The 13,534-nt window shown below is 47.1% G+C and carries 13 protein-coding genes; 4 read left to right on the forward strand and 9 right to left on the reverse strand.

Annotated features, from left to right (window positions below; genetic code table 11):
* Positions 1–189 precede the first annotated feature (189 nt).
* From bamJ to YC6258_RS00935, 5 genes are all read right to left on the reverse strand, one after another.
* Positions 190–804, reverse strand: coding sequence for a BamJ family beta-barrel-assembly machinery protein (bamJ, locus tag YC6258_RS00915; RefSeq protein ID WP_044615384.1), 615 nt, complete (start codon positions 802–804; stop codon positions 190–192).
* Positions 805–875: 71 nt separating this feature from the next.
* A complete protein-coding gene (locus YC6258_RS29370) occupies positions 876–3,161 on the reverse strand; it encodes a PAS domain-containing sensor histidine kinase (protein ID WP_044615385.1) in 2,286 nt (761 codons plus the stop codon).
* A gap of 179 nt (positions 3,162–3,340) precedes the next feature.
* Positions 3,341–4,786 carry a magnesium transporter gene (locus tag YC6258_RS00925; protein WP_044615386.1) on the reverse strand — a complete coding sequence of 482 codons (1,446 nt, stop codon included), beginning with the start codon at positions 4,784–4,786 and terminating at the stop codon, positions 3,341–3,343.
* A gap of 336 nt (positions 4,787–5,122) precedes the next feature.
* The gene (locus tag YC6258_RS00930; protein ID WP_044615387.1) at positions 5,123–5,770 is read right to left on the reverse strand and encodes a DsbA family oxidoreductase; all 648 of its coding nucleotides are present in this window, start codon (positions 5,768–5,770) and stop codon (positions 5,123–5,125) included.
* 424 nt (positions 5,771–6,194) lie between these two features.
* Positions 6,195–6,905: an ATP-binding protein gene (locus tag YC6258_RS00935; RefSeq protein WP_052829970.1), complete on the reverse strand. Its 711-nt coding sequence runs from the start codon at positions 6,903–6,905 to the stop codon at positions 6,195–6,197.
* 75 nt (positions 6,906–6,980) lie between these two features.
* Here YC6258_RS00935 and YC6258_RS00940 point away from each other — a divergent pair, with 75 nt between their 5' ends.
* Genes YC6258_RS00940 through YC6258_RS31275 form a run of 4 tightly spaced genes read left to right on the forward strand, consistent with a single transcriptional unit; the run spans position 6,981 to position 11,554 of the window.
* A complete protein-coding gene (locus YC6258_RS00940) occupies positions 6,981–7,676 on the forward strand; it encodes a heteromeric transposase endonuclease subunit TnsA (protein ID WP_044615388.1) in 696 nt (231 codons plus the stop codon).
* Positions 7,669–9,594, forward strand: coding sequence for a Mu transposase C-terminal domain-containing protein (locus YC6258_RS00945; protein ID WP_044615389.1), 1,926 nt, complete (start codon positions 7,669–7,671; stop codon positions 9,592–9,594). Before YC6258_RS00940 ends, YC6258_RS00945 begins: the two co-directional genes overlap by 8 nt.
* Entirely contained in the window at positions 9,591–10,481 is an 891-nt protein-coding gene (locus tag YC6258_RS00950) for a TniB family NTP-binding protein (RefSeq protein ID WP_044615390.1), read from the forward strand. Before YC6258_RS00945 ends, YC6258_RS00950 begins: the two co-directional genes overlap by 4 nt.
* Positions 10,478–11,554: a TniQ family protein gene (locus YC6258_RS31275; protein WP_082070500.1), complete on the forward strand. Its 1,077-nt coding sequence runs from the start codon at positions 10,478–10,480 to the stop codon at positions 11,552–11,554. Before YC6258_RS00950 ends, YC6258_RS31275 begins: the two co-directional genes overlap by 4 nt.
* Before the next feature lie 378 nt (positions 11,555–11,932).
* Here YC6258_RS31275 and YC6258_RS00955 read toward each other — a convergent pair whose 3' ends face one another.
* The 4 genes from YC6258_RS00955 to YC6258_RS00965 all read right to left on the reverse strand — a co-directional run bounded on the left by YC6258_RS00955 (position 11,933) and on the right by YC6258_RS00965 (position 13,534).
* On the reverse strand, positions 11,933–12,322 hold the full coding sequence (locus YC6258_RS00955; protein ID WP_082070501.1) for an SMI1/KNR4 family protein: 390 nt from the start codon (positions 12,320–12,322) through the stop codon (positions 11,933–11,935).
* Between the two features lie 89 nt (positions 12,323–12,411).
* A complete protein-coding gene (locus YC6258_RS00960) occupies positions 12,412–12,717 on the reverse strand; it encodes a hypothetical protein (RefSeq protein WP_044615392.1) in 306 nt (101 codons plus the stop codon).
* Between the two features lie 11 nt (positions 12,718–12,728).
* Positions 12,729–13,067, reverse strand: coding sequence for a hypothetical protein (locus tag YC6258_RS29375; protein ID WP_144407518.1), 339 nt, complete (start codon positions 13,065–13,067; stop codon positions 12,729–12,731).
* 158 nt (positions 13,068–13,225) lie between these two features.
* Positions 13,226–13,534 carry a DUF7716 domain-containing protein gene (locus tag YC6258_RS00965; protein ID WP_044615393.1) on the reverse strand — a complete coding sequence of 103 codons (309 nt, stop codon included), beginning with the start codon at positions 13,532–13,534 and terminating at the stop codon, positions 13,226–13,228.

Raw genomic sequence — 13,534 nt, forward strand, 5'->3', positions numbered from 1 at the left:
CAGGCACTAGCGGCACCTGATTATTAGGTGCGCTAATTGTGCTGATGAAAAAACAGACAATTATGATTTAGATCAAATAATCGGTGATCAGGTAACAAATAAACGTTGTCAGAATAACAGCAGGCAGGGGTTAAGAAATGAAAAAGCCGGACATTAGCCGGCTATCAACAAACAGAGCTCTATACTGACTTAAAGAATTTCCAGCAACTCAACATCAAACACCAGTGCCTGATAAGGACCAATTGCACCGCCGGCTCCCTGAGCACCATAGCCCAGTTGATGAGGAATATATAACCGCCATTTGGAACCTGTCGGCATCATTTGCAGTGCCTCGGTCCACCCGGCAATCACCCCGCCCACAGGAAAATCTGCCGGCTGCCCACGTTGATAGGAACTGTCGAAAACCGAACCATCAATCAGGGTTCCGTGATAATGACAACGTACTGTCGAACTGGCTGCCGGACGCTCACCATCACCCGCGCTGAGAATTTCATATTGCAGTCCGCTGGCAGTCACTGTGACCTCTTCACGTTTGGCATTTTCTGCCAGAAACGCTTCGCCGGCTTCCGCAGCCACGGTACCTTTTTTGGCTTCTTCCTGCTCAAGACGCTTACGAATGACCCCAAAAGCAACCTGCATGTCTTCATCGTTCACATCACTTGCCTGCCCCTGAAAAGCGCTGATCACTCCTTCCACAACCGCATTCACATCGAGACCTTCAAAAGGATTATCTTTCAGCTGGGCACCAAACTGACGACCAACACCATAACTGACTTTAAGTTCATTGGTTGAATATTTAGACATGGGATTTCCAAAACAATTAAAGGGACGGATGCTAACACAGAGACCGCGGTTTTATTACCCGGGTCATTGCCTCAATTGCCTGAGCTGCTTTCGTCCCAGGCAGTTAGAGCAACATTTTGTAACACCGAGTTGGGTTCCGGATCTTCAGTCTGCTGAACCTGATTGTCCAGTTGCACGGCTGAGCGAGGCTTTTTTACCAGACTGCCACCTTCCGGTTTTCTTAAATACCAGCGATCATGCAGGCTTATTTTGACCAGCTTGAAAACATCCAGTGCTGTTATCGGATAGGTACCGACGGCATCTGTTTGCTTTGAAGTCCCGGAATATTCTCCAGCCAGCAGATCAGCAAACGCAATATAGACCGCCGAAGGTTTTCTGGACTTCAGGTGTGCCACAAAAATCTCATCTTCCCAGGATGGCGCCAACAGTACATCGGCCGGTGGCTCATGCATTAACGCAGGATCGGTGAAGTCCCGTACAGCAACCGCTATTCCACAATCTGACAGGCACTCCAACAGCATTTCATTATGCTGATGGATACGCTTGTCGATCCACCATACCAGAGGAATCGGAATATCTTCCCAGGCGGGGGCGGAGTGAACCGGTGCCGCCACGAACGGTAACTCAAACCAGAAACGACTCCCGACAGATAGCTGACTCTCTACTCCCATAGAACCGTGAGACTGGGTACATTGGGTATAGGCCAGGAAGAGGCTGGCACTTTCTTTATCTGCCAAAGTTGTATTGGCTGACCGGCTAAACAATTGCGGAATAAGTCCTGCAGCAATACCGATGCCGGTATCCGAAACCTCCGTCAGCAAACGGATGTCTCCCCCGGAACGTCGATACGACACACGAATGCGAATATGTCCCTGGCGGGTAAATTTCAGAGCATTGGAAAACAATGTGCGTAAAACCTGACGATATAATATGACATCGCCGATCAGCAGATCCGGTAAATCCGGCGGCAGGTCCACCAATAGTTTCAATGATCGTTGCTGCGTCATAGATGCTCCGAGCAAGAGCAAACGGGAATAAATTTGATGCAGGGAAAACGGCTTGTTGGCCGGAAGCATCTGGCCAGCCTGCAGCGCCGGGCGCTCAAACAATCGCTCTGCCATATCGATCGCCCCTTCGGCCGCAAACACCACACTTTCCAAATACTGTCGCTGAAAATCATTGGCTGCATGTGCATAGGACTGCCGGGCAACACCCAGTAGCGCAGTCAGGGAAGCTTTGACCTGTTGACTGGCTGCTACGACGTAAGATTCGCGCGCTGTCTGCAACTCTCTGGCTTTCTGTAATCGTTCCTGAAAATCCGTCATCTGCTGCTGCAGCCGCTGATGGTCACGATAGTCAGAAATATCCCGAATCAGGCATATATAGTGATCACTGCCGGTATTATCTAAACAGGCAATGGTCATACTCACATCCAGCAGGCTGCTATTCTCATGGCAGAGGACAAAATTCCCGGATAAACCGTAATGCTGGTTCTGTCTGGTGTTAATCAGTTCCTCATAGAGATTGGTCTGCCGGATCCGCAAAGATTCAGGAAACAGATCAACAATATTTTGTTGACCCGGCACAGAAACACACAGTCCCAATAAATTTTCAGCAATGGTATTGGCCTGTTGGATATTACCGTTCGAATCCAGTATCAGCACAACATCCTGACTGCTCTCCAATAACAGCTGATATTGTTCCTGCTGATGTTGCAGATCTTTCAATAACGACACATAGGATTCGCCCAGCATGTCCATCGATTGCGGAAGGGATACATCATGCTGTCCGTTATTGCGCTGATACCACTTCAAATAGTCGAATAATTCTGCCACCGGCCGGGCCAGCCTGTGCCAGAACTGGAACCACAGAATCAACCCGATCACAACAACCAGAGCTACAATCACAGCACTGTAAATCATGCCCTGATAAAACAGGGAACTGGCAATAAAAGGTCTGGCAGCCAACAACACATAATGATCTGCCTGCTGTCCGTTCAACAGAAAATAATTGGTGTAGATTGTGGCCGGTATCTGATGCTTATCGACCAGGTGGCGAACGGACTGCGGCAGCTCCGATAAATCGACCACACCCGCGAAACTCCCGGAAGCGGATTCAACCCGGTGATCTGCTGAAAAATGCAGCACTCCACGGATGTCCGGACTGGCAAGAATATCCGCATCCGGACGACCTGCCTGTATGGCAATGTCGGCCCAGTTCAGCTGTTGCTGGCGCTGTTGAACATAAGCCCGCTGGCTCAAGCCAAAGACCAGCACACACAGAACAACAGCAAAACACAACGACACCCAAATTACCGGCATCACCATCTTTTGCATGATTGAAAAACGGGTAGTCATCGGAATAACTGAGGCTCCACAGTGAAAATGCTTGATAACGTTTACAGTGTAGACAATTTTCCAGATATCACCGGTGGTATTTATAGTCGTTACAAAAAATTATTTTTGATTACCGGAAAACACAGCCACTGAACCGGCATGTATCATTTCTGCCGATCCGTCCAAAACATTAGATAAACCTAAATCAGCCACCAGGTTGCCAACCCAAGAAAAATAAAGAATCCCATACTATCTGTTACGAACGTTAATACCACACTCGCTCCCATTGCCGGATCACGTCCGGATTTCGCCAGTGCCAATGGCGTGAATATTCCCGCTGCAGCCGCGATGATCAGGTTCAACAATGTAGCCACCGCCATCACCACCGAAATTCCAGGATTACCATATAACAGAAACGCCACTCCCCCGAGCAGACACCCCCAGAGTGCGCCGTTGATAACACTGATCAGCAGCTCTTTCATAACCAGAAAGCGCAGGTTATCGCGATTGATATGATCCATGGCCAGGCCTCGCACAAACAGCGCGATGGTCTGATTGCCCGTATTGCCACCAACGCTGGCGACGATCGGCATCAAGGTGGCCAGCGCCACGAGACTGATAATGGTCTGTTCGAACAGCGCAATAAAACGAGTGGCCAGAAATGCAGTGGCCAGATTAATACACAGCCACAGCCACCGGGCTCTGGCACCGGACATAACCGGACCAAACAAATCGGTACGGGCACTCAAACCTTCTTTCGCCAGTGCAGCACCTTCGTGATGCTCACGCAGATAGTCCATCATGGTTTCAACCGTCAACCGGCCAATGACCCGCCGGTTCTCATCCACCACCGGTGCTGAAATCAAGTCATATCGTTCGAAAGCATGAGCAGCATCCTCTGCATCTTCATCAGCACTGAAGGTTACAGGATTAGGTTGCATCACTTTATTCACCCGTTCATCGCCGGGGTGTCGCAATAAGGCGGTCAACGGCAAAACACCTACAAGGTGACGAGGTTTTTGTACGACAAATAACTTATCCATCTGTTCTGGCACTTCTTCCATGGCCCGAAAAGCCGCAATCACTTCATCCAAAGACTGATTGGGGCTCACCAAAAAACTGTCCCGGCTCATCAGACTGCCAACACTGTCCTCGGGATAGGACAAAGACGCCTCAAGCCATTGCTGCTCGGCGGCCTCCAGTTGCGCTTTGGCAGAAGCCAACACATCTGCTGGAAGAAACTCGGCAATTTCGGACAATTCATCCGCATCCAAATGAATCAATAGTTTCAGCAGCCGGTTCGAATCGGTTTCTTCCACAATACTGGTCAACACCGCTTCCGACATTTCCAACATCGCTTCCGCCGCCACATGCTCTTCCAGCATCGACCAGACCAGCCAGCGCTGGTCCAGGGTCAACATATCCAAGAGGTAAGCAGCATCGGCAGCATTGAGAATCTTCAGCTTACGACGCAGTTCCACTTCGTGTTGCCGGTGCACCAACGTTTCAAGCAGTTCTGCCCGCGATTGTGCCTGCCGCTGGGCGAGATTTTCGACCAGCTTCTGACGCCGCAGCAATTCCAGAATCGGCTCCAGCTGATGTTCAAAACGAGAACTGTTATTGAGGGCTTCACCGTTTACTGCCATTGTTCAACTCTTCAGTCATTCCGGTCGGAATATAGAAAATCCAACGCATATACCCATACCGGGAAATTCATCTTATGCAACAACGCTGTCATTGTGATTCAAACACTAGCGGTTACTATCACTATAAAATACACCATTTATGAGACATTCCTGTGATGCTGAAACCGGCCATAGATGACTCCTGCATCTACTCTGATGTCGATAGGCACATATCGATCACCTTAGCAGCATAGTAAGCCGATGGTTCTGGCAAATCCGCCCTGGTAACGTGGGTTTTGTTGATATCGGGTATTGATGATGAAGGATGTATGGCGAGCGTTCCAGAATTAACGATACTCAGTGTTCCTTCATGGCAGAATGCATCAACTTCAACATGTCTTCATACTGCTCCACACTGCGGGTACCCAACACACCTTCGCCCTCGACAATCACTGCCGGCACCGAATGAATCCCCATCTTCTGCCACTTCTGTTCTTCGTTCCGAACTGCCTCGGCAAACTCCTGTGATCGTAAAACCTCGTCTGCCCGGGAAACATCCAATCCCACCTGCTGCACCAGTTCCAACAACACAGCATGCGACGATGGGTTACGATTTTCACCATGATAAGCCTGCATGAGCGCCAGCTTTAATTTCAACTGACTATCGTCCCCACCTTCAAGGCCAGCCCAGTGCAACAATTGATGGGCCGAAAAAGTGTTCCAGATATGAGTACGATGACCAAATCTGAATCCAACCTGGGCACCCCGCTCACACAACATTGCATTGGCGGTGTCCAACTGATGAACCGATATGCCAACATGCTGTACCAGATACTGATCGAGCGCCTGACCTTCCGGTGGCATGGTCGGATTCAGTTCAAATGGATGGAAGCGCAGATCCACATCGATTTCGCCTTTTACGCGCTCCAAGGCACGCACAAAAGCACTGACACCAATCGCACACCAGGGACATGAAATATCTGAAATAAAATCGACTCTTATCATAAAACCTCACCTGCTACACAACCTGATTCCGAACCGATATTTCCCCCGGATTCAGACATTCGTGGCATCGAACTCGCGTGCCATGATAAACACTACGGATGAACAGGCCATAAATAGTCAGTATTTTAAATATACTTAAACAATGTGCTGACAAAACAGCCATATTCAATCGTATGTCAAACGAATCACAGTGAATCATCGATGAAGGCCCCTGGACCTATTAAGACCGGAATTCAGCGGGCTTGTTTTGAGTTCTGATCAACCACCCTTCAGCATGTGGCCTTATTGATCAAATGATATTTACCCCGCAACATCGGGCCGGACCGTCGGCTTTTAACAACCGAGGCTTTTCCCCTTAAACTGTCTTCATTAATAAGTTAACGAAAAATGGAAAAACCATGATGATCGGCTGATTCGACAGACACTAACGAGCAATATTATTGCCAATTCTGTCCAGTTGCCGGTAACCCAGCGCTTCTGTGAGATGGGGCCGTTGAATCTCCTTTGTCTGGTCCAGATCCGCCAGTGTTCTTGCCACTTTTAAAATCCGGTGATAACTGCGCGCAGACAACCCGAGTCGATCGACGGCCGTCTGCAACAACTGACTGTCGGCGTTCTGTAAACGGCAAAAATGGTCAATTTCACGGGTCGACAACAGGTGATTGCCTTTGCCTTGACGATCAAGCTGAATCTGCCAGGCCTGCTCAACCCGTTGTCTGACCTGAGCGCTGGATTCAGAGGCTTGTCCGGCAGCCAGCACCTGAGTCGGCACCGGCGGGACTTCCACATGCATGTCGATACGATCCAGAAATGGCCCGGAAACACGGCTCATATACTGACGAATCTGTTCGGCGCTATACGATTGGCTGCGTGGATCACTGGCGGCATAGCCGCCTGGCGTTGGGTTCATGGCCGCGACCAATTGAAAGCTGGCAGGAAAGGTAATTTGTCGTGCTGCTCTGGAAATCACAATCTTTCCGCTTTCCAAAGGCTCTCTCAGTACATCGAGTACTGCACGGGAATACTCCGGTAATTCGTCCAGAAATAACACACCGTTATGGGCTAATGTGATTTCACCGGGACGGGGAGAACTGCCTCTGTAAAGTATAACAATAAATGCGACAATGCTTACCAAGTTTCAATGATTTACAAGCGTTTATAAGCTAATTGTTGCGATATCTTTACAGTAATAACTGCGATGGACCCCGAAATGTCTACAAATAGCTGCGATCAGTTTTTTCCACGCCAAATGCGCAAGATTGGGCCTACCCGGAGAAGTGTTTCCGGACACCTCGCATTCAGAGGACAGTCATCAATTCCTTTTGAATCAACCTTGGAAAGGGACTTTCTATTACGGTGCGAGTTCTCCCTATCCGTTCTGGATATCATTGCACAACCGGCAGAAATACCTTTCAAGGGCAAAAATGGCCAGACTTACACTTACACACCAGATTATCTGGTCTATTATCGCTTGGGCCTCCGCTCTCATGTGGACTACCCCAAGCCAGTTCTGGTTGAAGTAAAGCCTGAAACAGAATGGCGGGAAAATTGGAGACACTGGCTACCCAAATGGAAAGCCGCCTGGCGATTTGCCCAGCACCAAGGCTGGGAATTTCACATACGCGATGAGAACCGCATCCGGGACACTTCTCTGGATAATATCCGCTTTCTGGACCGTTATAAACGCATGCATTTTCCGGAAACAGAAAGCCAGAAGGTCATTGAGTCTGTCCAGGAAATGGGGGCTGCCACACCAGATTACCTCCTCGCTCGTCATTTCATGGGAATTTACCGTAACGAAGGTCTTGCTCATGTCTGGCACTTGCTTGCAACCAGGCAGCTTGACTGTGATATCGGGCAACCGCTCAATGAGATGACGGAACTATGGGTATCTGCTGATGAGTGATGAATATGATTTAATCTTTGGAAATGACGCTTTTGCACCCAAACGAGAGAGGGTAAATATCGACACTGGTGCCATTGTCCAACATGGCGCTTCAACTTACCGAATTGTTCAGATACTCGATTTCAACTCGGTCATCGGTATGGACTTGGAAACAGGGCGTAGCGTCCCATTAAGGACTGGAGAGTTACGCTCTATTGAAGATAATGCGCTTCCATCCATTGATCTAGCCGATATTGCTGATGAAGATTGGCAAATTGCTCAAAAGCGGTTTTCCGCTATCAGTTCATTGGTCGGTAAAGCCGCTGTTGGTAGAGAAGCCGCTGAACAACGAGCCAAAGAGCTGAACATCAATGTCGCCACCCTGTATCGCTGGCTCCGAAAATATAACGCCTACGGCACAGTGACGGCCCTTATTCCTCAAAAAAGAGGTTGGAAACAGGGTAACAATAAAATTTCAAAGGCAGCGGAAGACATTATTGATCAGGTCATCAGGGACTACTATCTGACCAAACAGCGCCCTACACCCAGAAAAGTGGTCATTGAGGTGTTACGCTTGTGTCATGACAGAGGTGTTAAACCGCCCTCACATATGACCATCAGAGCGCGTATTGCCGCAGTTCCAGAACGGGAACAACTTCGTGCAAGAGGATATCTGGAAAGAGCAATCAATCGTTTTACGCCAACACCTGGCAACTTCCCCAATGCGGATTATCCGCTGTCCGTCATCCAGATTGATCACACACCCGCTGACATTATTTTGGTTGATGATGTTCACAGACTACCGATAGGACGGCCCTGGATTACTCTAGCCATTGATGTGCATAGTCGAATGGTCACGGGTTATTACCTGTCATTCGATCCACCATCTGAGACATCGGTGGCCATGTGTGTTGCATGCTCCTTGCTCCCAAAAGAAGAATGGTTGCTGCAAAACAATGTCGATGCTCAATGGCCTGTCTGGGGTATTCCAAGAACCATCCACGTCGATAATGGTGCTGATTTTCGCTCCAATAACTTTCAGCAATCCTGTTTGGCCTATGGTATCAACCTTGAGTTCAGGCCGGTGAAACAACCACGCTATGGTGGCCATATTGAGAGATTGCTGGGAACCCTACTCAAAGAGATCCATACCCTTCCGGGCACTACCTTTTCATCAGTGAAACATCGTGATGGATATGACTCAGAAAAACATGCGGTAATGACAAAATCTGAATTCGAGATATGGCTGGTGACACTAATATGTAAGGTTTATCACCAGCGTTTGCACTCCAGTCTTGGGTTAACGCCTTTACGCCAATGGGAAATCGGCATTTTCGGTGGCGGAAGTATTCAAGGGGTTGGTCTTCCCCCCAAACCCTCAGATCGCTTAACCGTTCTGTTAGACTTCTTGCCGTCGTTCCAGCGAACGGTACAGACATTTGGCGTGATGATCGACGGGCTTAAGTATTACGCTGAAGCCCTGCGGCCTTGGGTTAATTCTGTAGATCCAGAAACCCGGGATAAACGCAAACTGATATTTCGACGAGATCCTCGCGACATCAGTTGCCTTTGGTTCTTTGACCCGGAAATCAAGCAATATTTCAAAATCCCTTTTGCTGATCAGTCCTTACCCTCGATGAGTATTTGGGAGTTCAAACAAGCAAAAGAAAAACTCAAGAAAGAAGGAGCCAAAAGCGTTAACGAACACCAGGTTTTTCAGGCCATCACAGAACTGCGAACACAAGTGGATGAAGCCAAGGAAAAAAGCAAAAAAGCCAGACGGCAAGCGCAACGGCGTAAAGAACATGAGACAAAATCCTCGCCAGTACTGCCGGTAGGAAAATCAAATGATAAACCGCTAAATGTCCCTGCTACTCAATCAGATCTAACCTCAGATTTGATTGACGGTGATATCGATACCTTCGGAGATATTGCATGAGTGCTTATCAACATATTCACCCAGATTTCCAGCACCTATTTGCGCTAACAGACAAGGAACGCATCGCCTTTCTGGATGAACCTCGATGGATAGGATACCAAGTTGCTCAGCAAATCATGGATTCACTCTATGGACTCATGGACAAACCCAAGCGACCACGGATGCCCAATTTGCTAATCGTCGGAGATCCAAACAATGGCAAAACTACCATCATAAGACGATTCTATGATCTGTGTGGTCAAGGATACGTGAATGAAGAGGCAAACCCTGTAAAACCGGTGATCCTTGCGGAAGCACCACCCAGTGCTGATGAAAAAGGGTTATACATCTCTCTGCTTGAACGATTTTTCACCCCTTACAGAGCCAGTGACCCAGTCGCCAAGTTACGATACCAGGTGATTCATCTTTTCCGATCCTGCCATGTCCGCATGTTAGTGATCGATGAGTTTCACTCTCTATTAACAGGGTCTGCGGTTAAACAGCGTGAAGTCATGAACGCTATTAAGCTCCTGTGTAATGAACTGTGTATCCCCATTGTGGGAGTCGGTACCCGCGAGGCTGTACGTGTGTTACACAGCGATCCTCAGCATGCCAGTCGATTCGATGTCATCAGTCTTCCGTTATGGTATCTTAATCAGGATTTTCAGCGACTCCTGGCGTCTTTTGAGAAAGTACTACCGCTCAAAAAACCCTCCGCTCTCCATCAGCCAGAATTTGCATCGACCTTTCATACCATATCTGGTGGCAACCTGGGTAACCTTCATAGATTACTCATTGAATGCGCCAAGGAAGCGATCATTTCTGAGCAGGAGCAGATCACGTTAAAGCTGATCAAAAGTAAATCCTGGTTACGTCCAACCAAAGGCATTCGTGAGATCAGCGTGTGACAGAACGCTGGGCGATTCCTATTTCGTTTTTACCTCAGGAATCGACGTACTCTTGGCTTATTCGTACAGCACTGGCACATGGCTGCGATCCGTTAGCCTTAACAGGCTTTCTGTGGCCAGACTGGCGAGCGTGGACCACGGACTTGGATAGAGAAATATCAGAGGACAGACTGTCAGCGCTTACTCGATATTCAGGCATTCCTATAAAGCGATTCCAGCAGTCCTTTCTCATTTCTGATGTATCGTTAATCACCGGGATGCCACCACCTAAACATGGTACCTGGCCATGGATACTGGCTTTGGGAACACGCAACCGAACATACCGGGGTGGACTTCAAATTTGCCCAAAATGTCTGAGCGACGACGAATACCCATATTTTAGGCGGCATTGGCGATTTGCGTGGCATACAGCCTGTTACAGGCACTCCATTCGACTCATTGATCGTTGTCCATCATGTGACTCACCGATTGAACCTCATCGGCTGGAGGCACATAACGGACATCTGGTAAGTTGCGTGAGGTGTCAATTCGATTATCGGAATATCGAGTGCCAGCCGCACAACAAACATGCCCTGGATTTTCAAAACTTAGCTGATCAAGTACTCAAACACAGGCAGGCCATATATTGGAACCAGTTAGTTCTCGGACATGATTGGTTTGCTCTATGTCGTTTTATCATTGCACTGACTCGTCGAGTGCTGCGAAGACCATTATCCAAACTCACAGCCGTACTCAAAGATTTTGGCATCGATGTCTACGAGCCGAATGTTTCTCTATTCAGTCACCAACTGGAAATGTTGTCGGTGACCAATCGGGAACGACTTATGGCTGCGACATTCAAATTTCTGAATATCAATCCTGATCAACTGCTACAGTCTCTTGATGCTGCAGGTGTAAGCCAGAATTCATTAACTGAATGGAAGGTTTCAATCCCTCCAACACTTCACTTTTTAACACAGTTAGATATTTGTCATCGATCTCGCCGATCTATTGAAATTCATACAAAAGTGCCGCGCTCAAAGCGAGCTGTCCTTATAGCTTGGCATCGAGTGAGACGTAATACTCGGAGTTAATACAATGAGGAGGACTCAGTGACTGCGTGAAAATGGTCAAATAGGCTAACTTATTGATTTTCTAGAGATTTCAGCATGATACTTCGATTAAGATCAATTGAGATCTCGGATGGTATCGCTCAGACCGTTTTCCGCATCTGCCAATAAACCGGGCACCTCGCGCCGGACAACCGCCGTACCAGCGAGCTTGGCCGTATGTATATACGGATTGTTCAGATGCTGCTCTCTTAGTTTTTGTTTGTGAGCTACGAAAGTCTCAGTTCTCATTTAGCAAATAATGATTAGCCATATGCTTCATCTTCACCCACCAGAGAATCAATAAATTCATCCAGTGTATTGCAGAGCAATCTGGTATTTTTTTGACATTATCTTCCATACTTAGATCATCATTCCATGAATCTGTCGCCAAAAAAAAACCTTACCTGTCATATCAATACAGATATAGTTATTGCCCCAATCCAATGCAAATGGAAGTAAGTGAGTTGGAATAATCCCTTTAGATACTCCATTTTGATATGTATCTTCAAGAGAACTTTCATTGGGAGACGCGTCCTTCATTTTCAAAAAACCTGAAACGTAGATTGGTTCAAAATCATTATCGCCAATCCAATGATCCGGTTCAGGAGTCCCACCATTGGTCTGCAAATAAAATACTTTCAATGTATCAGGTAGTTGAAAACCAAGCCGCTTTTCTATTTCAGCAAGATCAGATTTAGAGAGTTGTGATCCGATACATGTGACGGCGGGCCGTGGGGTTGGTTGTCCGATGGCGCGGACTGGGCGACTGGCACAACAAAGCGCTAAAGAAAAAGCCCCGGTTAGGGGGCTTTAGGAGAAGCTTATGGATGAAGTTTCAATCAGGAACAAATATCATTCGCCATAGAAACTACAGCATCTCTAATATCCTCAATTTTTTCTTTATCAGCTTCAGAATACCAATCTATTGAACGCATAAAATACGGCGTCAAGTCGATAAAACATGCAGAAAGCCTTTTAGGTATCTCATTAACGTTTTGGAAATCGTCAGCTAAAAACTTCATTGCTTCAATTAGTTCATCAAATGCTTTTTGATCAATTCCTTCATTAAGACCTATTTTCAACAGTAATCCAGACTCTTCTTGTAAGTGGTGTACAACAATATCTATAGCTTGATTGACTTCCATTGAGTTCCTCGTTATTGCGGGCAATCACTTGTTTTAGTGACCGCTGTCTTTAAATCAATTATGTGAATGGAATCGGCTGGGACATGGCCAACAATTAATACTTCTTTTGATGAAGTAGCAAAGTTAATAGCGGGTTGTTTCAATCCTGCTGCAATTGCCTTTTCTTTTGTTGAAATATCAATGATTTCACGATTTCCGAGAACATCGGGTATTACATCATCAGTATCAAATGTAACTGTTGTTTGTCCAGGTTGATTCCATTTAGCTGCAACTTCTGGATCTAGAGTTGTCGATATATATTGAGAACCATTGTTACTTGAGCCTGAACTGACGTGTCCATGAGCACTCATGTTGCGATCTGGTTTTTTGGCGGAAAGGCCTGCTGAAGGATCTTCATTTGAGCCGCTTACATTTTACGTCAGCATTAACACAGCTGGGCTACTATGATGGCGATTACGATGCCAGCAAACGTCGTAGGGCAAAACTTATTCCTTTTCATTAATTTCTCTCAGACTGTTATAAATGCATCATGTTTGAAATAAAACAGAACAGCCTGAACCAAATCATCTGCGGAATATTCCTCGTTCTGCATTCTCAAATTATGTTCAATTTGGAGCAGGATTGAGATTTCTAAAAAATATACCAGCCTATTATTTATCACATAGTCATGTTTCGATCCGTCAGGGTCTTCTGCTTCATCTGGATCGAGAACAGCGCAGTTCTTAAAATCAAAGCCTTGGTCATTTTTGACAATATATAAGGCTTCATCCTCTGGAAGCTCCGCCAATACTGCAAGGATATCTTCGAGTGCTTTCAT

The organism is Gynuella sunshinyii YC6258 (assembly GCF_000940805.1).
In the GTDB taxonomy this organism is placed as follows: domain Bacteria; phylum Pseudomonadota; class Gammaproteobacteria; order Pseudomonadales; family Natronospirillaceae; genus Gynuella; species Gynuella sunshinyii.